This is a genomic window from Paenibacillus amylolyticus, from assembly GCF_036894225.1.
In the GTDB taxonomy this organism is placed as follows: domain Bacteria; phylum Bacillota; class Bacilli; order Paenibacillales; family Paenibacillaceae; genus Paenibacillus; species Paenibacillus amylolyticus.
On the sequence record NZ_CP145893.1, the window covers coordinates 141,304 to 162,923 of the forward strand.

A 21,620-nucleotide genomic window follows, 5' to 3' on the forward strand; every position below is an offset into this window, starting at 1 on the left:
TGATTGAAAACTAAAGTCTTTCAAGTGTCAGAGCTACCTGAAGCTCTCAACAACTCTTTAGATGAACTGTTTAAAGCAATTGATGAGAAAAGTGATTTAAAGCGGGAAGGCGAATCTACATCATGTAGTGGTATCAGTGAGGAATTAACGTATACTTCTAAGGAGTACAGAGAGAAAGTTCTTTCTATTAATACTAGAAATGAACAGTTAAGTACTGAGTCTGTTAATACAGAATCGGTTGCAAATCGCTCAAATTATCCTATTGGACTGCGTGAATATTGGGCTTTGAGAGGTAAATATGAATCGAAGCTCGTAGATAAGATTACGACGACCCCTGCATTAGGTGCAACTGGGAACTATGATGTAATGATGGGGAGATTATTCCAAATAAACGGCGTCACAATACTACAATATGCAGAACAACAAATCCAGATTCAGGGAATGCCTGAAATGGAGGGTGCTTACCTTGTAGAAGGCTCATTTGTTAAATCGAACTTGTTTTGTGCAAACAAATTTATTGATCTGGAAACGAATGCTCACAAAAGACTAATAACAGTGGGAGTTTAGACGCTCTCCGCTTTCTCATATATCCGATAGGTACATATGACTATTGGTTGTTTGAGAAAGCGGAGATACACACTGTTATAAGTCAAAATTCCTAATATTTCGCAAATTCATATCGACAATCTTCTAACAGAAGTGTAAAATGATTTCATTCATATGAAGTTTCACATATTTACCCATATGAAAAAGTGAAATCGAAATATTTACATACATAATTTTTACAATAGATTCATATTTGCACTATTTTTTTATATTTTAAATCTTTTGACCTATAACATATACATTTAGTGGAGGCGTTGAAGATGTCAAAACAATTTGCAAGAACCGGTGGTATTAGCGAGGTAATGAATAAGCCACTTGACAATAGTATACTAGTAGAAGAGATCAAGGCTGCTATATTAGTGGAGTGTTACCCATTAGTGATGTCAAAAAAGAAAGAAGGTTCTTTGAAGTTCTCCGTACGTAGCGGACGCCTAGCCATTAATCATGTTTTAGAGAAGAAGGTCCTAAGTCCTAAGACTATGGATGTGTGTACGGGGAAAGCGGAAAGTTCTACTCCTATTGGAATGAGCAGAAAAGGTCTTAAGACATTGGTGATGATTCTCGATTCTGTACTGAAAGAAAATGAACCGATTGATCATGCGACTATTCTAGTTAATTATTCGGTTGAGGAGAATGGGGAGTATGCTGATGGTGAACTTATTGTAGAACGAGGGATACACCATGCTAGATATTAAAACATCTCTTGACATTAAAGCTCTTAATAAGGATAATCATAGTAGATTATTCTTTAACTAACTTAATACTGACAAGCGGAAGCACCGCCTACCTTGGATCAATTCCAAAGGTTTGGCGGTGCTTTTTTTTGTTCCCAAAAAAGGGGGAATGTACGTTAGATTGTGATTACAAATTGAGTTTAACTCAGTAACACATGTTTTAAAACAAATATGTTAACACCGCTTATAAGCGAAAGGAGAATTATCTTGTTAAAAAAAATTGTATTAACCTTAGCACTTGTGTTCGCTCTATTTCCAGTATTCGGTCTTGTAGTTCATAATAGCGCGAGTGCCAATGGCACTGTAATAGACTCGGAGTTAAAGGACGGAAAAATGTATGATCCCAATGGAGACGTAGCTAAAAAAGCTAATGTCGATAAGGTTAATAAACCTCTCAAGTTGATTGTACAAATTTTTGGAGGCGTAGGGGGCACATGTTTTGTACTGGCTGTCATGTACTACGCAGTAATGATTATCTTTGGTTCGCTTAATCCTCAAAAGGCAGCAACTTATTGGAAAGCTTTGTTGGGCTGTGCTGCGGGGGCATTTGTCTTCTTCGGTGCCGCAACCTTCGCGGATGTTATTGCGGGCTTATCAAATTCAGCGAAGTAGAAGTTAAGCACTGAGCAATGGTCACAATACCGAATATGAGGACGCTATATGTCTGAAATCATATAGGTAACGGTGACCGTTTCTCATTCACTAGGGGGTTGATTATGAACAATGAAATAGTCGTACCGATTGATATCACTCAAGAGGAAAAATCAATTTTGGCTGTCTTGTCGATTCGACAATTTTTAATTATATTTCCTACACTCGTTTTTTGCGGAGTCTTTTTCATCTTCGGGGGGCTTCCCTTTTTGGATGGCGGTGCAGAGTGGATAGGAAAGTTGATTTTATTTGTTATCCTAGGTGCCATTGCAGCTTTCTTTGCATTTTTTAAGTTCGATAAACATGAGCAATATGCGAGTGAGTTTGTCGTTTCTAGGATTAAGTTTCTACGCTCTCAAAAAACGTTCACACATAACTAAACGAAAGAAGGACCTTAAATGCAGATTTTTATTTTTTGCATGATGGGATTCCTGGCACTAATGCTGGTATTCCTAATGATTGCAAAAAAGAGGATGGACAAGAATGAACCTATTATTGGATGGCAAAGAAAACAGCATCTTGAGGAAGTGAGTGCTGGATCCGTAGAGCATCAAAAAAAGAACCTCAATAAACACGAGGAGAAGCAACTCAAAAAAGATCGGCAGGACATGAAGGATCTGATCGGGATTGAGGATATTAAACAAGGCATCTTTGTTAAGCGAAATAACGAATATTGCCTGATCGTCTCTACAGATTCTGTCAATTATGATCTTTTGAGTGCTCAAGCTCGCCAATCCACAATTCTGGGATACAGCAGTTTATTCAGAGTTGTTCGATTCCCAATTCAGATTTTAGGGCAAGCCGTTAGGCAGGATCTACGGAAAGAAGAGAACCGTTGGAAATCTAACTTAGAAAAATGTAATGCACAAACTATGGATTACAACACAAAAGTAATTAATCATATCAAGAACAAATCCGAAAAAGAATTTCGAATATCTCGAAAAGTGTATTATGTGATCACCTACGTCCCATTGCCTAGTAAGATGGGAGCGCTCAAACCCGAACAACGCGAAGAAATGATTCGAAATGAATTATATCAACGTGCGGCAACCGTAGTAGGAATGTTAAGACAATGCGAAATACACGCGGAATTGTTAGATTCCCTCTCTGCTATGGAAGTAATGAAAAGAGCACTAAACCGGGATCGAATGGTATTGAATCCGATCGATGATTTGGTTACACATGGAAGAGAAAAGCTATCTTCGTATATTACTGTCGACGTTACTACCATGCCTGGATTTGAAGATCTAGTATATGAAGTGGAGGAAGTGCGAGACTATGTTCAAGCGTCTGAAAAAGAAGCAAGAGGACTCATCGAAGTTGCAAATTGATGATGTGCGCAAAGGCAGTAAAGATGATATACCACTTTCATTCCCCTCTATCGTTGACAATATGTTGAATGATGGAGCTCATTTTGAGAGTGATTATTTCACTTTGAAAACGGGACTTGGGAATCTGAAATATGGAAGGTCCTTTTTTGTTAAACCGAGTGGTTACCCACGTACGGTTCGAATAGGGTGGCTCGAAGCACTCTTTAGTGGGGACGATTTGGATTGTTCCGTACATATCGAACCAATTGATCGCAACGTTGCGATCAAGAAGCTTCAAGATAAAATTGACGAACTAGATACAGTTATTTATTCTGCTGCAAATCGAAATGATCAAGCCAAAATTGATGATTCCGTTCAGAAGCGCGATGATACAAAATTCCTTCAACGTCAGATAAAGAGCAATCAAAATGGGCTTTATTATGTATCCATTCAAGCAAGTGTCTACGCAAATTCTTTGGATGAGCTTAACGCGAAGTGTGTGGAAGTGGACAATGCTGTATCCGGTGAATCTATTGAAATCATAAGTGCTTTTGATCGACAGAAAGAGGCTTTTCTTTCATGTATGCCACTGGGAAGAAACTATCTTTCTAAATCTGATCGCAATTTGGATCAGCTTGCGCTAACGGCCATTTTTCCTCACGCATCATCTAAATTGAATCATCAAGGTGGATTCCCTATTGGTCGCTATGGTCGTGATTATGTTTACTATAACAACTTTGATGCATCATTAAATAACTATTCCCTTGGCATTTTTGGAGTGTCCGGGTCAGGTAAATCCGTGTTGGTAAAGCAGATTATTGCACGGGGCTACATGGACGGTATTATGAAAAACGTGATCATCGATGTGGAGCCGGAGTATCGTGAATTAACGTATGCTCTTGGTGGAGTGGTCGTTCCGATCTATCCATCCAAAGAAGATGATGTTAGTCGAATTAATCCACTCGATATTTTCCCTGAAAAAGAGATCAAGAACAAAGGCACAGAAGATGAGTTTATTGATGAGAAAATTAACTTGAATGAGAAGGTCAAAGAAGCTCTTGAATTCTTCAAAGTCATGAAAGAATCATTGACGCCAGATAATAGGGGACTAACCGCTGTCGAAATCGGGGTCTTGAATGATATTTTGGAAGAATTATATCTCTCTCGAGGGATAACGGAGGATCCAGACTCTATTTACGAACAAATTGAACATATTGATGACTTTGGCTCTATTACGTACCGCAAAAAGTTAATTGAAATGCCGACGATCACTAATGTGTATGATGCACTTCTACATGAGGCTAAGAATGATTATGGTGAGGAGCTCCGTGAACTGTGTAACGTAGTAAAACTATTCACGAGAAACAAAGCATTTGGTATGTTCGATGGCCAAACCAGAATTATATCCGAAAATAATGTCTCTCTGGATGACGCACCTGTGGTTACTTTTGATATTAGTAAACTTTCAAGTAATGGTATAGAAAGACCTTTAGCTCAACACGTTCTTATGACTTGGGTGTGGAGTAGATTCATCGTTTCTAATCCGAAAGTGAAAAAGCGGGTTATTTGTGACGAAGCATGGATGATGATCAAGTATGCATCCATGATGGAATGGCTTAAAATCCTTTCTGCTAGAGGACGGAAATGGAATGTATCTCTTACTTTAGTGTCTCAACGATATGAAATGTTTGAGCGAACAGAAGCAGCCAGAGATGTCGTGGCTCAGTTTGATACGGTTTGCTTCTTGAGACAAAGTGATCAAGATATTTCCCCGATACTCAATACTTTCAGGCTTTCAGAAGATGTTGGTAATCTCATCAGGACATCTTCAACTGGTCAAGTGCTCATGAAAGCCGGTAAACAGATCGTTTCATTCCAATCTGAACCGACTCCTGAAGAATGGGTATACCTGAATACGAACCAAAACGTCGAAGTTCCGATGAAGAAAAAGACAACTCGTGAAGACATGATAGGTTGGCTTGAAGATAAAACTCATATACCGGCAGGTGGTGTGGCGTGATGAACCGTTCGAATCTGCTACTGGCATTATTGTGTTTAGTAATGTTGCTTGCGGGTTGCGGATCAACGAATACTACGTCAGAAACCGTGGCTGCATCGACAAGCAAAAGTAGTGGAGCAACACCTTTAAGTACAACCGATGGGACAAGTTCAGATGTTTCTTTCAGTCCTGAAGAACTCGGTAGTGGCGGAGATAACAGTGGAGCTCTGGTCGGAGAGAAAACGCAAGAAATGTTAGACAAAGCAGAAGATGATGCGAACCTAATGAACGGTTTTATTATCGGACAAGCCAACAATCTATTTAAGATACCTGGTATTAATAGCATCCAAAACTTGGTGTTTGGTAATCCCTACAAGACATGGGGATTCGGTGAAAATGAAAAAGACGAGCTTGTTGATGGCATCTTTTATCAATCTGAAATGGATCATGTCATCAATCCACTAATTGCTACGTTTTCAGGAGTCTATGCAACCATTTTGATGCTAGCGATCATGATGTCCAGTTTAAAGTTTGGAATGAAAGCACACAGTCCTCAGTCGAAAGAAGATTTCTGGAAAGATATCCACATGTATGTAGCATCCGCGTTTTTTATGGGTCTTTTCTGGATGTTATTCCATACGTTGATGGCACTGAATTGGGGAATTGTACAAGGCGTGGGTTCTACGCTTAAAGGGCTAGGAAAACCTCTAGATGGAGTTTCTATTATCGCAACCGCTACAAATGATGGTGCATACTCATTTAAGATGGGAGATCTCTTTGTATTCTTAGCAGAGTGGGGCCTTTCAGCATATCTTAACTTTATTTACATTGCACGAAAAATAATCATTGTTCTCCTTTGTGTGATGTCGCCTTTTGCAGCCTACAGTTTGTTATTTGCAAAAACGCGTTCATTTTTTGGTACCTATATTAAAGAATTGTGTGGAAATATCTTTCTACCGGCTATTCATGCGATTATTCTATTCGTTTTCGTCCAAATGGCAGGTAATTTAGGTTCTGGGATGGGCCCAATGATATTTAAACTTGGCATGATCATTATGTTTGTTCCTATAACCGGCATGGTAAGTAAGTGGCTTAACCTCGGAGACTCGAGTTCTTCTGTAGGTCGAGCTGCGAATGCTATGGGCTTGGGGGCTATCGGCGGAGCCATGATGTTATCTAAAGGTGTCATGAATATGTCCGGAAAAGGGCGTACCACAAACACCACAGGTTCAACAGGTGGGGGAACGGAATCGCCAGGCGGATCTGAAGTTTCTATGGGGAACGATGTCGGTGCATCTACTTTAAGTAAGGCTGCAGCGGGTGGATCGGCGTTTAACAAAATCAAAAAGGCTGGCTCAATAACTGGCGGGATTTTAGGGGGTACTGTAGGTTTGCCATTTGGGGGCGCTGGTGTGGCAGCTGGTGCTGCAGTGGGATCTAAGCTAGCAACCGGTGTTTTGCAAGGTACTCGAAATTCAGCTAAAGGTTTACATGGCACATACAGTACAATTCGGAACGCGGGTCAAGGACAAAATCCAGACGGAACTTCTTCTGGATGGAAAATGTCAAATGTGAAAGAGAAATGGAATGATCTCGCAGAGCGACGTCAGTTGATGGGTAATCTTGGCGAGTCTACTGGGATGCTTGCAGGTGGTATAGGTGCTGCGATTGGAATGTCGGTAGCCGGCCCACTCGGAGGAGCAATCGGTGGTACGCTTGGCAATAAGTTTGGAACAGCTGGTAAATCTATGGGACAAATGTTGTCAGGTGTAAGCCGTCAAAGAGCATTTGATTCTGGAAGCGGAATGCGAGCTGATGGAACGATGAGTCCACGTGGGATGACATTAAATAGTCTCTCTGAAGATCCACGTTTCAGTGGGAGTCAAGCTCGATGGAACCAAACGAATGACCGCTCCTGGTATGAAGCCAAGGACCAGTCAACTGGAAAATGGGAGAAAATTGGGGGCTATGGTGCAGGTGATGCTTCTCTCAAAACGGGTCAACAACGAATGGTAGATTATCAGATGCGTAATCCGAAACAAGACGGCCAATGGAATCGTCAAGAGAACGGTTCATATATGCGATCTATTGAACACCCGAGTACTGTTAGTCCGGTCAATGTGAGGCCACGAACTGAGAGAGCATTAGTTGGGATGAGTGGATCAACAGCGGATCTTGGAAGAAGCAGTGAGGCTTATATTGCTGACAGTGGTGGCCAAAAGCTATACTCCGACAACACGTTTGACATGCGAAGACTTAATCCTGAAGATTACTTCAATCATAAACAACCAGGCAAAGCAGGTGGAGATGACAAAGTGGCTGATATGGTTGGAAAGATACCGCAAGCTACGCGAGCAACCGGTAGGAATCTAATGCAAGGTGCTAGTCGAGTTGCATGGGCTCAATCAGGTGCATATAACAAGGGAAATAGAACAAGTGATATATCTTAATCAAATTTGGTGGGTATTGAGGATGTCTCGTAGGAGATATCCTCTTGCGATTGTGGGGTGAGAAATTGAGTGCGAATGAGATAGGCGGTCAAGCTGCTGGACAAGCAGGGGGAGCATTAAAAAAAGGCGGTACAAAAGTAGCCTCTAAAGCGGTAGGAAAAGCGGGGAAGTACCTAAAAAAACTACTCATGAAATTCTTGAAACAGCTTGTATTATCGATTGGGAAGCTTATTGTCTCATTGATAGGCCCTTGGGGATTGGTAATAATCTTAGCTATTCTTCTTACTTTAGCTGCCCTCTCTGCCATTCCATTTGCGGACTGGTTTTTAGGTGGGAATGCTCGTAGTGAAGAGCAACATGCGGCGGATGTAAAATATGAAAAAGAGTTCAAATCTGCAGCTGATAAAACAGTTGCTGAACTTTGGGGGATTGAAGCAGATAAAAACTGGCTTAATCAAGTTGTGAAGACGGTAAAACCGAGTTGGGGCATACCTGCATCTCTTGTTCGCTATGAAATCATGGTAAATGAAAAGAAAGTTGAACTATCTGATTATAAACCCGAAGAATTGATTAAGAGCTTTCAACCCTCATTTTCTTATACTACAGTCTCCGATGATAAGGAAAGAACAAAATCTATTGTAGCGTGTACGGTTACAACTACAGATGGAGAAGGTAACTCATCTACACATACGACAACTGAAGAGACTCGATCAGAAAGCACCAGAAAAGCACATGATGTGCTATCAGATATTACATTGGATTACGGCCATATGAATATTAAGCCCCTGAAGTTGTACTATCCTGGGGGTACAACGACAATAACAGATCAATGGGATCTTGTGGGTACAAGTACTAGTGGTGATTGTACTACGACCACCTATCAGCAATATGATCATACTACTGTCGATGATCGCTATGTCCCGGACTTTGTGGTTGATGGTGAAAAGTTCCAGCAAATACTAATTAACCTCGGGGTAGATAAAGATGATATGAAATTATTCTATGAGTTTATATCCGTTGCTGATCCTGATTGGAATCCTGCTTTATATGGAGGTAAGGCATCAGCGAACTATAGTGGTAATTGGTTGCCAGGCACAGCTTCAGTTCCTGCTGTGGTCTTGAGATATGAACCTATAGTAAGGAAGTATCTAGCAATGGTAGGGTTAGAGGAACATACTCAGTTGCTGCTAGCCATGATCATGCAGGAGTCTGGAGGCAAATTGCTAGATGTTATGCAATCTTCCGAATCAATTGGGAAACCGCGTAATTATATTACCGATCCTGAATTATCAATCAAAGTAGGGGTAGATCACTTCTCAACAGTATATAAAGCTGCTGGGGGAGATGTGGAAATAGCACTCCAAGCGTATAACTATGGTTTAGGTTACGTTAAATATGCACTAAACGCTGGTGGATATTCTAAGGAAAATGCATTAGGGTTCAGTTTAATGATGCGAGAGATAAGTGGCTCAAAGGGATATGGTGATCCCAATTATGTAGATAACGTGATGAGATACTATAATGCAACAAGTACGGTCATAAAAGTTCCGAATGATGGCCAGATATTTGATGTACAAGAGGTACTAGACGTTATGACTAAATATCTCGGGCATCCATACTTATATGGTGGAAGAGATCCATTCGGAAAAGGTATTGATTGTTCAGGTCTTATAGAATTTGCTTTTGGGCAAATCGGAGTTGATTTGTCGGGCTCTACAAGAAATCAATATGATAAAACAGTTGAAATAAGAGCCGAAGATGCCAGACCAGGGGATTTTGTGTTTTGGTCTACCTATAAGGCGGGTCCTTCACACATAGGCATGTATCTTGGAGATGGCAAGTTTATCAATTCAGGAAGTACGTATGGCGTAAGTATTGATACTATGCACCGTTGGAGAAAGATACCTTTCTTCGGATATCGTCGCCTTGTTGAAAAATAATACTACCGAAAGGAGTAATTTAAAAACCATGACAAAAAGAAGTTTTTATGCAGTATGGTTAGCAATTTTTCTATTAGGCGGAGTAGGTATTGGCTCGTTGGCTTATACCAGTAGTCTCAACCAAGAAAAAATGAAAGAACAGACAATCATGCAACAGAATAGGCTATTTGTCGAAGGATTCTTTAACTTTGAAACGACAAATCAACGTTATAAAGCTATAAGACCTTATACAACTGAGAAGGGATATAGATCTACATTTCCTTCAGGAATAGAACTGCCTCCTGATAGTGAAGTTCATTCAACGGTAAGTGACATGAAAGCTTATTTACAACATGATCCTTCTTCTGATAAAAAACATACTGAAGTCTTGAATAAGTTTTCACTTACTACAGAATTCAATGGGATAGGAAGTGTGCAAACAATTGTCATGAAGACAGTTCTTGTGGATGAAGGACGTGGAGATGGCTGGAAAGTAGATGATATAGAGATGATTATTCAAAATACTCATTAATAAGAGCGTTTGAAAGGTGGATATTTTCATTATGCATGAGAATATAATGCAATCTGTTTTCCAAGTTATTCGACTAGCTCAGATTGTAGGGATTCCTGTTTTTGCTTGTTTATTTGGACTTGGATTTATACTTTTACTGACTGCCGGGAAAAACCCAATTCGAAAACGAAGAGGCCTACTTTTTGTGATTGCGTTTGGTTTCGGAACTTTCCTCATTGCATACGTACCGGCGATTGTTCATACATTCGTAGGGGACGCACCCAACCAAACCTCTACTGGACAATCAGTAAAGCAACTTGTCGATTCAACCATGCCATTCGGCTCGATCATTTTCAATGGGCTTAAATGGATTGCCATTCCTGTAACGGGAACGATGTTTTATATCGGTATTTTTGTTCGTTTGATGGCTGCGAAAAATCCAGGAAGAAAGAGAATGGGTGTTGGACTCGTAATGTTTTCGCCACTCACATTGGGAGTAGTATTACTTATTCCTAAATTACTTCCAAGCTTATAGATGAAATTAATCTAAAAAATTGTACCTGGTGGGATATCTCAAGAAGATTTATGAATCTCTAACTATGCCCAACTTCTCAGAGTGATAGTTAAATCTTAATCCTAGTGAAACTCTCGCTGAAACTTTTGAGTTCATGATACCGATTAATGTAGAATCCATACTTTTCATACGTATTGTTCAAAGAAAGAGGGTATTTCCTCGTTTTTTGCTTACTAATTAGTAGACATACGTGATTAGAACCAATCCCGTGAGGATAGTGATGATTTTTTTGATGCATCAATTATGATATGATTTGGATAAATGATTCTACTATCTTTATATTGGGATTGATATCAATGTTGAATAACTTATCTAGAGAAGAAATAGAGAAAATTCACGCTGAAATTATGTTTAAATTAGCAGCACCATTTCCTCCTAAAACGGTCGAATTCAAAAATGCAAATGCACGCAGCGCGTATATTCCTGTTCATCCCATTCAATATAGGGTAAGGTCAGCTGCCGGACCATATTGGTCTTGGAGAATTACTACTGATAAACCCATCTACCATGAGGAAACGGATGAAATTGAAATGCGCGGTGTCTTGAACATTCTGAATTCAAGTTCTGAAGGACAAGGATTTGCAGTTCTAGAACGGGATAAAAGTAATAAAAAAATTCAATTCTATAGGGAATCTATTCGTTCAGCGGTAAGTGACGCTTTTCGAGATGCTGCAGATTATTTTGCAGTAGGACATCAAGATTTAGCACCCTATCGTAAATGGGCGGAAAATCCAGGAGTTTTACTTAGAAGCTTGGAAGATCAATCTGAAGGACATAGTCTAACAGACACGGGCAATATTGAAGTGAAATACTGCCTTAAATGTGGCGTTGTGCTCTCACAAGATGATTTAGACTATCTAAAGATAGTACGCTGGAACAATACAGTCTGTAAGGAACATGTTCCAGTTCATCAAAAGAAAAAAAACGATCCTAACTTTTTAGACGGTTAATATCAGTGATAGATTCAAAGCACTCAAGTAAAACAGTCACGTTCTTAGTAATATGTTCTATATTTTAGTGTTTTCTGTTATAATAATTTTTATTAAATGAATAGATACGACAGCCGGAAGCACCGCTGATTAGGATTATCCTAATTTGTAGGTGCTTCTTTTTTTTCAAAATGATTAATGGAGGAGTAATTTATGTTAATGGAAACACGTATTCCAAGTCGTTTTATCGGTATGTACCCAGGAGAATTTATGGTCGTTGGATTATCCTTTAAATCAATGCAAGAGAGGATACTACCAAGTGGAGATACTAGATTTAAAATCGGAGATATTGAAAAACCTTTAGATATTATTGCTGCTCTTCATTTGAGTGAGCAACATTTGTTGAACTGAACACATGTGAGAAGTTCAGAAGATGGATAAATAACCACCTGCTGATTATGTAAAAGGTGCTACAATAAAAATCATTGAATTAGTTCCAGTTATTCTATATAATTAACTTAATTGAATAATATTACACCTACGTGGAAGAACCCGGGGTCATTGGATAACAATCCAATGGCCCCTTTTTGCGTTCGTTTGTTTCATTCAATGATACATTAAGAGGAAGGGTGGATTAGTTTGAAAAAAGGAAAGAAAGTAATCTCATTTTTTATGGTGCTGGCAATGTTCGTATTCTCTTTACCTATGCAGGTATTTGCTGAAGAAATAGGAGAAAGTCGGCTTTTTAGTGTTGATTTTTCACCAAAGGTAGATATGAATAGAGAATTTAATCCTGATATCTATACATATACGACATCCGTCAATACTTCAGAAAAAAGTATCGCGGTTACACCTTATGCCATGGACTCAAATACAACAATTCGTGTTAATGGAACTGTAGTTACCAATGGTACACCTTCATTACCGATCACACTTGATCAAGAAATAACTTTAATTACTATTGAGGTACAATCCATTGATGTGCCGAGCAACGTAAAAAACTATGTGTTTTCCGTTAAAAAAACGATAAATCTGGATGATACCGGGTTGAAGTCGATTGTGGTTGAGGGTGCAACAGTTGATCATCCATTTAGTACAGAAAAGTCCTACTACACTGGACGTGTAGAGGCTACTCAATCGTATGTGAGTGTAAAAACAACAGCATTCAATAGTGCTATAACTAAGATTAATGGTAACTTAGTTAGCTCTTCAGGAAGTCTGGTTGTGGAGATGAAAACGGGAATCAATACAATCTTTGTTGAAATGACTTCCCTAAATGGTGCATCTAAATCTTATACATTCGTTTTAACCAAGCCTGAAGCCAATAACAACGCTAATATCAGAAGTATACTCATTAATGGTAAGGATTTTGCAGAGAACGGTTCAGTTTTTGTAGATTATGTGAGCTCCAATGCTACTAATTTAAATGTCGTCATCAACCCATCCGATAACTTTAGCTCGATCAATCTGGATGGTAAATACGTTACGGCTGGATCCTCAACAAACTTAAACCTAAGACAAGAAAGTATTAATGTATTCCCCATTGTCATTACTGCTGCTAACGGCATAACTACTAAAACTTATAATCTTCATATTATCCGCCTAGGCACATCGAATTCTACTACGGGTGATGTCAATAATAATGCTGCTTCTGGTACCTCATATGCAGGGAACACTAGTCTTGCGGTAGATAGCAAGGGAGATGTTGTTGTTACCGATGGTGCTGGTGCAACCACAACGCTCTCCAGACAAGGGTCGGGTCGTTTACACTCGGTCAACTTGGATACTCAAGCTATCCAGAAGATACTCCGTTCAAATTCTAAAGTTTCGGAGATCGTAGTAGACTATTCTAAAAAAACAGGTTTGAATGATTCATTAAATTTGAATATTGATAGTACTTTAACTAAACTGCTTCAAGATCGAAAAGTAAAGGTCAAGCTCATGTCTATAAATGGTTATGCTACAGCAGATTTAACTCTTTTGAGGGATTGGAATAACGGAGGTAGTATTACCATCTCACGTGCCAATATTGGAGTGAACTATGAGGATGAATATATACCTGCTAGTGGTTTTATCCGTTTTGAATATACTGGTGGTCCTTTAGGTGTATACAATCCTCTGGACATAGAAATTCCAATCTACAGTGACGCTGATGTTAAACTAGCCAACGTTTATCGTTTCGATGAGATTTCAGGATTTACGTTAATCCCTAGTACAACAGAGGAAAAAGTGAAAAGATCTAAAGGAGTAAGTGATGGCGACTTTATTGTCATGAACTTCAAAAAAAGCTTTACAGATATAAAGAATCATTGGTCTTTTAAGCTCCTTGATTTTATGTCAAAAAAGCAAGTTATCTCTGGTTACCCCGATGATTCATTTAGACCTGATCGCTATGTAACACGTGCTGAATTTACTTCAATGCTTATTAAAGCCATTTCTGAACACTTGGATACAGTTAATGTGGGAGAGGAGCCCTTTTCTGATGTAAATACTAATGACTGGTATTATGCTGTAGTGGATGAGGGATGGAAGGCAGCTCTAATCACGGGTATTACCTCTGACTCCTTTGGACCTAACCAAAATATAACTCGTGAACAGATGGCAGCCATAGCGGTACGTGCATTTAATCAATTGAAAACACTCCCTGAAATGACAACCACTCAGGCAAACAGTATTTTAGGAAAGTATAATGACTCTAAAGTGGTTAGTTCTTGGGCTAAAGTTGATCTTGCAACTGCTATTGATCATAAAATTATTGATGGGCTCGGAAATAATAGACTTGCTAGCCGAGATCTAGCTACACGTGCACAAGCAGCGACAGTTGTTTATAAAGTTTTAAATGAATCCATCGGTTTTTAATTGGTTAAAAAGGACGCAGTACATACTTTAGCAATAGTATGTACTGCGTCCCTTTTATGCATTCTTAATCTTTTCCGAAACTAACAAATGGATATTTAAACAACCATAATCATCTTAGTTTCTTTTTTATACTAAAACAGTAATTAAACTGATAACCATTACTAATTAAGATAGGCTGGTATAAATGAATTGGTAAGGGGGCCATAACACAGTTTGCTTGTAAAAGTGAACTGATAGACAGAATCATCAATACAAAAGAGAGACAAGTTAGGGGAAAGAAAAGGAGTCTTAGTATTCTCATACCGAAACTATAGAAATTGGAACATTTTTTCAGTAATCAATGGCTATCTATATACATATCGGGGGAGGTCAGACTTTATGTTCTCAAACTTGTGATAAAGTGAGCTTGTAGTTACTTTTCCGTTAGATTTTTTTTTTTTGGACATACACTAATCAATACTGCTAATTTTCATTAAAGTTTTAGATGTATCCTTCATAGGAAAGTGTGGATCGTGATGGGCTGGATTTTAGAATTTTGGAATCATTCCATCATAAATTATATAATGGGCTATAATTTTCAAATGAATTATGGTTTCAACCCTAGAATTATATCTTTTATATATAAAAGATATAATTCATTTATATTTATTGTAATAAGATTATATGTAATGTATAATTTGATTATAAACAGTTGGAGGGATCTAAAATATGAGTATCTCACTTACAAAAATTTCTGGGATTATACATCATAAACGAAAAAATGTACGAAAAATCACTTTAGAGGAATTGAGCAGGGAGACCAATATTAACAAAGATACATTAAGTCGCATAGAGAACGGCCGTTTTTATCCAAGCATTGAACAAATGAATACGCTCATGGAAGCCTTAAGCTTTTCTTTAAAAGATATTGAGGAAAATCCGGATGAAAAAAAGGTGTTCCTAGCAATGATGGGGAGCGCAACGACAGAAAACGAACGTGTAAACTTTGACAAGATGATTTCTATGATGCTTTGCCTCAGAAAACACGACCGTCTGAGAAAAAGTCAAGGAGAGGAAATGACTTCGTGTTAACAACAGAAGATCTTTATACTATTGAAGAACTTGCTAAAGAAAAACGTAGAATGTTGGAACTTGGCATGGGACCATTAGGTGATAATCTTTTTAAAGTTTTACGGACATTAGGCATTCAATTGATACAAATCCCCTTTTCAAATGAAGAAAATGAATCTGATAATCCTCTTGCAGCTCTATATCTCTCTTCTAAAGAAGAAGATGGGTACTCAATATGCTATATCGGTTTGAATACAACGGATTATTGGGATAAGCAAATTTTTGCACTAGCTCATGAACTTTATCATCACTTTGAATCTTCTGATCCTTTTGTTTTATGTAGAGGACTTGATCATTCAAGTGACATCAGAGAATTGAAAGCAAACCGATTTGCAGCAGAGTTCCTACTTCCTACAGAAAAACTTATACATGAAATTAAGGAAAAAAACAGAGGAAATCATGACTTAAAAGGATGGAGCACGAATGCACTGCTGCGCTTAATTGCCGAGGTTCATTGTGATTACCGATTACCTTTTAAAGCAATCGTTCGTCGTTTACTAGAAGCTGGAGCAATATCGAAAGCCACCCTTGAAAACCTATTAAAAATTGATGCAAGAGATCCTGAAGGCATTTATTATACTCTTGGTGCTAATATAAACTTAAAGACTTTCCAGCAACTAAATTCCAGAACCAATCTATTTGGAGTAGAAGGAGAGAATTTAGGAAAACTGATTGAGAATTATGAAGAAGGAAAAGTTTCCCTTAGTGAACTATCAGACGATCTTTCTCTATTTGGAAAATCATTAGATGACTACAAGCTAATGGAAAAAGCTGACTCCGAAGATGATGATCTGGCCCTCTTGTTTGAGGAGGAAGAAGATTGAAAGTCAATGTTACGGATCAGAACCCTGCTCTTGTTTCGCTAATTCACAATTTTGCTCAACAGATTCCGCTGGATGCTAACTTCTTTATTCCTTTTGATCGTTCAAATACAGTTAAAGGTTCAATGGCTATTACTTTTAGTGCATTTAAAAAATATTGGCTTGACCCACTTTTTGTTACTTTCCCCTATTTATCGATTCATGCATCAGTATTTAATGAGCTTGTAAGCGGCGAATCAAAAAAATATGCAGAAAATCGAAGAGATCAAGGGAATCTTATTGTTATGGATGATAGCGAATTTGACACCAATAAAGAAGTTTATAGAAAGTCAGTGGAAAAAGTAATTGCCGCCCATACTGCCTATGAACCTGAGTTAGATAACGCTGATGATAGGGGTGAAGTTAAATCTTTAGCCTATATTGCTACAAAACCTCTCAATTTCTTTGCTTCGCATGATTCAAGAGCGTTGAGACTTTTGGAATCACCAATCAAAGAAAAGATTGGGCTAGCAAGTGTCGGGGCAATTGAAATTTATGAACTCTTGTATTATTTACGACGAATGGAAATGGTAGAACCTGACAAGGTCAATGGTTTGAAAATGATGTATAAGTACTTGTATTGTCTTACAAAAAAAGAGAAAGAGAATAATCCCCAATGGGGAGATTTCTATCAACTTATGGATAATTTATATAAATCAGAAATTATAAAAAGCACTGGTAAACCAACACCTTATAGTCCATATAATTAAAATATATATCCCAAGCATGTTTATGACTAAATTCTAGGAAAGAATGAATTAGCAAGCATGCTTTTTTATTGTATTCGTCGCTTCTTTTAAACACAAATGGAGAAACAATTTAATTGAACTGAATATTTACATACAAATATTAGTCAAGACATTTAGTAGGTATGGGTCAACCAACCATGATTGTATCCTTTTAAAACGTATTGTTTTCATAAGAATTTGTATTTCATGTGTTCAATATTTTCAAGATGGAACTTGATAATGTTCAGGTTCTTTCTTGAGTGAAAAACATTATATCCGTACCAATTCAGAGAGTAAGTTCTAAGATATAAAAAAAAACGCTATGCTGAAAATGTCTCTGTTGAATACATATATTTGTAAAACAGATTAGAGATTCAATGAAAGAGCAGTAACGAAAATGAGAAAAACCTTATCTAGGGTTTGTAGTTCTTCAACAGTTGATACTATTACAATAATTTATATATCACACTTTAGAATTTTTCAGAATGAATTCACAATTAGGTTTCTTGAAAATAATCCTAAATAACTTAACACATACGGTTTAAGTTGTAGTATTAACAAATGAAGAAGAAAATTCTCATCTGATTTAATGCAATTGAGCTAATTCATCCTATGAATAGAATTATCTAGAAATGGTACACGCTGCGGATATAACAGTGTGCACCTTTATTTGGCTTTATCCCAAGTAACAATCTATTTTTTTGATACAGTTTATTGAATTTTGGTGCGTGCGAAGTATAAAAGGGTAATGTATGGTCAATTTTCTTGAATTAGTTTAGATAAACAGTAAGTAAAATCTTTTTCTGACTATGTTAAAGTTCGTAGGTGACTTTTTCTTTTGTTTCTAAACCTCACATGGACTACCTCTTTTTTCTCATCCAAATAATGTATTACAAAAGTATTCAGTCATATATTAAGTAATATGTTTTTTTTAATTTTACTTAATATATGACTGAATACTTAACAGTAATATAATTAATTAACTAAACATAAAAGTATTCAGTTAACTATTATGACATTACTCTAATTCGTTTTTTAGAATGTAAGTGGGAATACTAGTACTGACTTTGGTTTACAGTAATATATATTATGTAAACCAAAACAGATAAGAATGTTTCATTACGTCCTTATAATGTGCTAGACTAACTGCTTTAAAGTCTCTGAAGAATTTTAAAGCAGTTAGAAAGCATGAATATAGCGCTGATGATAACTTAATGTTGAGTACTTTGAGGGGGAAAAAGCAATATTTCAGGAACATATGTGCTATAATAAAGAGCGCCAAATCCATATTTTGCGCCCTTTAAGTTTAAAGGCAATTTTACTACTGATAATGGGAAGTTGTATGTGAATTTCAATCTTCATAAGTTTTATATTAATGAAAGTTATCAACATAAATAGATATTTTTTATATTATTTATAATTTACTTACTTCTATAGATGTATTTTGAATTTGATTAAGAGTTTATTGTTAGGAGGGAAAGTTAATGAGAAAACCTTATGAGCTCGAGGATTTGTATAGTGAGCAGATTCGAGCTTTTCGAATATACCTGAAGCAATCCGGATACACCGCCTCAACACAGAAAGAATATATGAGAGAGTGTTTTACCTTTCTAGACTCATTAAACGGTTCCCCGCCCCAGGAGGTAGGGAAATTGCATATTATGGAGTTTCTGAATGATAAACAAGCAGCAGCCGATATAACACGGAACAGAACTCTTTCCGCTATCAGGACATTTTATACGGCATTAATGGATTTTGAACTTGCTTCTAAGAATCCGGCTGCAGAAGTGAAAAAGTCCAAAACGGAAAAAAATAAGAAGCCCGTGTATCTTGAGGAAGAGGATCTCACAGAGAGCCTTAAATTTATCGAAGGGCGTTACCGAAACAGAAACATAGCTATATTCTTACTTATGGCTTACTGTGGATTACGGGTAGGGGAAGTTCACCGGTTGAATTTAAAAGACCTGAAAAAGACTAAAGGAGTAATAGAAGTGTTTGGTAAGGGTAGAAAATGGAATGAAATACCCGTTCCAGACGTTTTACTAGACTACCTACTAGAAGTTGAAAAAGAGAGGATTTCGCCTTATAGCCTTAGGGAAGATGCATTCTTTGTATCTCAAAAAGGGAGAAGACTCTCGATCAGACAGATTCAAAAGCTAGTTAATCAAACATTTGAAGCATTCAAAAAGAGTAATCCAAATGTAAGTGATATGAAACTATCTTGTCACAAGCTAAGACACTCATTTGCTACGATGCTTCTCAAAAATGGAATTGATATACGAGTCGTAAAGGAACTTATGGGCCATTCATCAATAGAGACTACAATGATTTATACTCACGTTAACGATGAACAAAAGAAACTGGCTATGGCAACCATGAATGTTCCTTTAGATTCTATCGGCCAATCAAGTGTTTATTTGCAAGAGACCCCTCATCCTTAGATGATTAACAACTCAACAGCAATGAAGGATATGAACTGAACGCATCTAAATCGAATTGATATGAGTTGAAATATCATTAATAAAATATAGTTTCATGTGAGTTCAAAGTGAGAGGCATGATAACGCCTCTCTATAATTCTTTTTTTCTAGTCATCTGACTTCTTAGACTGCATGTCTAGCTCTGTAATTGGCTCAGAATTTGGAGTATAGAGACTTATTTCAACGATAGACTCCACCAAGCGTATGATAATAAAGATTGCTAATATCAAGATAGAAGTGTTTGTATAAAAGTCATTCCCCGTAAAATAGCCAATGATTAATCCTGAAAACAGAAAAACAAATTTAATAATATTATCACTATTTGTCAATCTAAATACATAGACTATTATCCCAATAAAAAATGCCTCAAATGCTGTAAAGTATGCTACGGCACAGAAGGCCAAACATACTGTGATAAGGGCAGTGTCTATAAAGTACATCCGAAGTTCTACTTTTTTTAAAATTACCAGAGAAATCAAGCTTAATACAATTAATAAACATAAAATTATAGCTATTGGCCAGTTGGCATCCATAATGAACAACACTCCTTATTTTGAATTCTTAGAATTAGATGGACCGTCGTTGTCCGAATTAATCCATTGTTTTATCCTCCCTTTCTAAAGACAAAAAAAGCACCACTATAAACCTTAGAGGTTATAGTGGTGCTTCCACATTTCAACGTATTTATTTCATTCAATTTTATCATATTAAACTCAGATGCTCAAAGAGTATTTAGGCTTGTCTGACTGATGGTTGTACTTTATACTAAGATTAATCAAATATCTTGAATCTGGAAGCACCAGACTGCTCTAAAAAGCGGTTTGGTGCTTTTTTTATTTTATTGAAGGAGTGACTTTATGTATTACCGTAGAACAAAAAAATGGCTAATAGCGTTGGCAATTTCAGTTCCTATCTTATCTGGCTCATCTTTGGTGTATATTCTCCAGACAGAAAAGCAACAGAATATTGGGAGCTTGCAGCTACCCAAATATCGTGTTGTCGTAATGTCTGACAACCACAATACTACAGTGGATACGCATGCTGAAACAGTTGGAGAAGTATTGACACAGCTAAATATTAAATTGGGTAATCAAGACATTGTAGAGCCTGCTGCGACGGTAAAGTTGACCTCTAATACACAAATTAGAGTTACGCGGCTTGCGAAATCTGAAAAAGAATATGAAGAAGAGATCCCGTACACAATAGTAAAATATAATGATCCTGATCTGTTTATTGGTGAGGAAAAAGTAATACAACAAGGGATACCAGGGAAAGAGATAGTTAGTCGATCTACAGTGTTAGAAAATGGTCAAGTATCGTTAGAACACGAACGTTCACGAAGAGTGATCCATCCCTACACGCCAGAGGTTATAGCTGTAGGGACAAGGGTTCCTGAACCTAAAGTAGAGTATAACTATACTGATGTAATTGAAAATATAGCTGCTACAGAAGATGATAATATCAATCAACCACAAGAGGGTTCAATAGTTCTCGTAGAAAACAAGAAAAAAATCACCACTATTGAGGAAAGACCGGTAGAATATAAATTTATTTTGGAAGAGGTTGAATTAACTGCATTTACAGCAGGTGTTGAGTCTACTGGTAAGGATCGAGGGCATCCACAGTATGGTATTACAGCTTCAGGAGCTACAGTGGAAGAAGGTCGAACAATTGCAGTTGATCCAAGTGTAATACCAATGGGTTGGTGGGTGTACATTGAAGGTGTAGGCTATCGAAAAGCGGAGGATACAGGTAGTGCGGTAAAAGGTAATATCATTGACGTATTTATTGAAGATCTCGACAGTGCGATACTTTTTGGTCGACAAAAGAACAAAAAGGTATACGTAATTGGACCGAATAAACCAAAATAACTTAGTTATCAGGAATTACATATTGATTA

General features: G+C 37.4%; 19 protein-coding genes. 18 read left to right on the plus strand and 1 reads right to left on the minus strand.

What is annotated here, in order from left to right:
• Positions 1 to 3 precede the first annotated feature (3 nt).
• The 17 genes from V6668_RS30865 to V6668_RS30945 all read left to right on the plus strand — a co-directional run bounded on the left by V6668_RS30865 (position 4) and on the right by V6668_RS30945 (position 19,681).
• The gene (locus V6668_RS30865) at positions 4 to 567 is read left to right on the plus strand and encodes a hypothetical protein (RefSeq protein ID WP_100528079.1); all 564 of its coding nucleotides are present in this window, start codon (positions 4 to 6) and stop codon (positions 565 to 567) included.
• 299 nt (positions 568 to 866) lie between these two features.
• Positions 867 to 1,301: a hypothetical protein gene (locus tag V6668_RS30870; RefSeq protein ID WP_100528080.1), complete on the plus strand. Its 435-nt coding sequence runs from the start codon at positions 867 to 869 to the stop codon at positions 1,299 to 1,301.
• 246 nt (positions 1,302 to 1,547) lie between these two features.
• The gene (locus tag V6668_RS30875; RefSeq protein ID WP_223200059.1) at positions 1,548 to 1,952 is read left to right on the plus strand and encodes a TrbC/VirB2 family protein; all 405 of its coding nucleotides are present in this window, start codon (positions 1,548 to 1,550) and stop codon (positions 1,950 to 1,952) included.
• A gap of 104 nt (positions 1,953 to 2,056) precedes the next feature.
• The gene (locus V6668_RS30880; protein ID WP_091037044.1) at positions 2,057 to 2,371 is read left to right on the plus strand and encodes a PrgI family mobile element protein; all 315 of its coding nucleotides are present in this window, start codon (positions 2,057 to 2,059) and stop codon (positions 2,369 to 2,371) included.
• 75 nt (positions 2,372 to 2,446) lie between these two features.
• Positions 2,447 to 3,322, plus strand: a complete 876-nt coding sequence (locus V6668_RS30885) for a hypothetical protein (protein WP_338709166.1) — start codon at positions 2,447 to 2,449, stop codon at positions 3,320 to 3,322.
• Entirely contained in the window at positions 3,270 to 5,321 is a 2,052-nt protein-coding gene (locus tag V6668_RS30890) for a VirB4 family type IV secretion system protein (RefSeq protein WP_223200057.1), read from the plus strand. The genes V6668_RS30885 and V6668_RS30890 overlap by 53 nt, the downstream gene beginning before the upstream one ends.
• Positions 5,321 to 7,750 (plus strand): hypothetical protein, encoded by a 2,430-nt coding sequence (locus tag V6668_RS30895; RefSeq protein ID WP_149847005.1) that lies wholly within the window; start codon positions 5,321 to 5,323, stop codon positions 7,748 to 7,750. The genes V6668_RS30890 and V6668_RS30895 overlap by 1 nt, the downstream gene beginning before the upstream one ends.
• A gap of 65 nt (positions 7,751 to 7,815) precedes the next feature.
• Positions 7,816 to 9,690, plus strand: coding sequence for a bifunctional lytic transglycosylase/C40 family peptidase (locus tag V6668_RS30900; protein ID WP_338709167.1), 1,875 nt, complete (start codon positions 7,816 to 7,818; stop codon positions 9,688 to 9,690).
• A 28-nt stretch (positions 9,691 to 9,718) separates the two neighbouring features.
• Positions 9,719 to 10,201, plus strand: a complete 483-nt coding sequence (locus V6668_RS30905) for a hypothetical protein (RefSeq protein WP_338709168.1) — start codon at positions 9,719 to 9,721, stop codon at positions 10,199 to 10,201.
• Between the two features lie 46 nt (positions 10,202 to 10,247).
• Positions 10,248 to 10,715, plus strand: a complete 468-nt coding sequence (locus V6668_RS30910) for a hypothetical protein (protein WP_188310593.1) — start codon at positions 10,248 to 10,250, stop codon at positions 10,713 to 10,715.
• Positions 10,716 to 11,002: 287 nt separating this feature from the next.
• Positions 11,003 to 11,704 (plus strand): hypothetical protein, encoded by a 702-nt coding sequence (locus tag V6668_RS30915; RefSeq protein ID WP_338709169.1) that lies wholly within the window; start codon positions 11,003 to 11,005, stop codon positions 11,702 to 11,704.
• A gap of 192 nt (positions 11,705 to 11,896) precedes the next feature.
• A complete protein-coding gene (locus tag V6668_RS30920) occupies positions 11,897 to 12,094 on the plus strand; it encodes a hypothetical protein (protein ID WP_091037065.1) in 198 nt (65 codons plus the stop codon).
• Positions 12,095 to 12,322: 228 nt separating this feature from the next.
• Positions 12,323 to 14,542: an S-layer homology domain-containing protein gene (locus V6668_RS30925; RefSeq protein WP_338709170.1), complete on the plus strand. Its 2,220-nt coding sequence runs from the start codon at positions 12,323 to 12,325 to the stop codon at positions 14,540 to 14,542.
• Between the two features lie 708 nt (positions 14,543 to 15,250).
• Complete coding sequence (locus tag V6668_RS30930; RefSeq protein ID WP_149846999.1) at positions 15,251 to 15,613, plus strand: helix-turn-helix domain-containing protein; 363 nt, start codon at positions 15,251 to 15,253, stop codon at positions 15,611 to 15,613.
• Complete coding sequence (locus tag V6668_RS30935; RefSeq protein ID WP_149846998.1) at positions 15,607 to 16,476, plus strand: ImmA/IrrE family metallo-endopeptidase; 870 nt, start codon at positions 15,607 to 15,609, stop codon at positions 16,474 to 16,476. Before V6668_RS30930 ends, V6668_RS30935 begins: the two co-directional genes overlap by 7 nt.
• Positions 16,473 to 17,222 carry a hypothetical protein gene (locus tag V6668_RS30940; RefSeq protein ID WP_149846997.1) on the plus strand — a complete coding sequence of 250 codons (750 nt, stop codon included), beginning with the start codon at positions 16,473 to 16,475 and terminating at the stop codon, positions 17,220 to 17,222. Before V6668_RS30935 ends, V6668_RS30940 begins: the two co-directional genes overlap by 4 nt.
• A 1,502-nt stretch (positions 17,223 to 18,724) precedes the next feature.
• Positions 18,725 to 19,681, plus strand: coding sequence for a tyrosine-type recombinase/integrase (locus V6668_RS30945; protein WP_338709171.1), 957 nt, complete (start codon positions 18,725 to 18,727; stop codon positions 19,679 to 19,681).
• A gap of 146 nt (positions 19,682 to 19,827) precedes the next feature.
• Here the strand turns inward: V6668_RS30945 and V6668_RS30950 are convergent, their stop codons facing one another.
• Positions 19,828 to 20,253 (minus strand): hypothetical protein, encoded by a 426-nt coding sequence (locus tag V6668_RS30950; RefSeq protein ID WP_100528098.1) that lies wholly within the window; start codon positions 20,251 to 20,253, stop codon positions 19,828 to 19,830.
• A 324-nt stretch (positions 20,254 to 20,577) separates the two neighbouring features.
• On the opposite strand from V6668_RS30950, the gene V6668_RS30955 reads away from it, so the two are divergent.
• A complete protein-coding gene (locus V6668_RS30955) occupies positions 20,578 to 21,591 on the plus strand; it encodes a G5 domain-containing protein (RefSeq protein WP_338709172.1) in 1,014 nt (337 codons plus the stop codon).
• Positions 21,592 to 21,620: the final 29 nt, after the last annotated feature.

Excerpts from the sequence above, each read along its gene's own strand:
- V6668_RS30870 (WP_100528080.1), top strand. The coding sequence starts at position 867 with ATGTCAAAACAATTTGCAAGAACCGGTGGTATTAGCGAGGTAATGAAT.
- V6668_RS30880 (WP_091037044.1), top strand. The coding sequence starts at position 2,057 with ATGAACAATGAAATAGTCGTACCGATTGATATCACTCAAGAGGAAAAA.
- V6668_RS30885 (WP_338709166.1), top strand. The coding sequence starts at position 2,447 with ATGATTGCAAAAAAGAGGATGGACAAGAATGAACCTATTATTGGATGG.
- V6668_RS30890 (WP_223200057.1), top strand. The coding sequence starts at position 3,270 with ATGTTCAAGCGTCTGAAAAAGAAGCAAGAGGACTCATCGAAGTTGCAA.
- V6668_RS30895 (WP_149847005.1), top strand. The coding sequence starts at position 5,321 with ATGAACCGTTCGAATCTGCTACTGGCATTATTGTGTTTAGTAATGTTG.
- V6668_RS30905 (WP_338709168.1), top strand. The coding sequence starts at position 9,719 with ATGACAAAAAGAAGTTTTTATGCAGTATGGTTAGCAATTTTTCTATTA.
- V6668_RS30910 (WP_188310593.1), top strand. The coding sequence starts at position 10,248 with ATGCAATCTGTTTTCCAAGTTATTCGACTAGCTCAGATTGTAGGGATT.
- V6668_RS30915 (WP_338709169.1), top strand. The coding sequence starts at position 11,003 with ATGATTTGGATAAATGATTCTACTATCTTTATATTGGGATTGATATCA.
- V6668_RS30920 (WP_091037065.1), top strand. The coding sequence starts at position 11,897 with ATGTTAATGGAAACACGTATTCCAAGTCGTTTTATCGGTATGTACCCA.
- V6668_RS30930 (WP_149846999.1), top strand. The coding sequence starts at position 15,251 with ATGAGTATCTCACTTACAAAAATTTCTGGGATTATACATCATAAACGA.
- V6668_RS30945 (WP_338709171.1), top strand. The coding sequence starts at position 18,725 with ATGAGAAAACCTTATGAGCTCGAGGATTTGTATAGTGAGCAGATTCGA.
- V6668_RS30950 (WP_100528098.1), bottom strand. The coding sequence starts at position 20,253 with ATGGATGCCAACTGGCCAATAGCTATAATTTTATGTTTATTAATTGTA.
- V6668_RS30955 (WP_338709172.1), top strand. The coding sequence starts at position 20,578 with ATGTATTACCGTAGAACAAAAAAATGGCTAATAGCGTTGGCAATTTCA.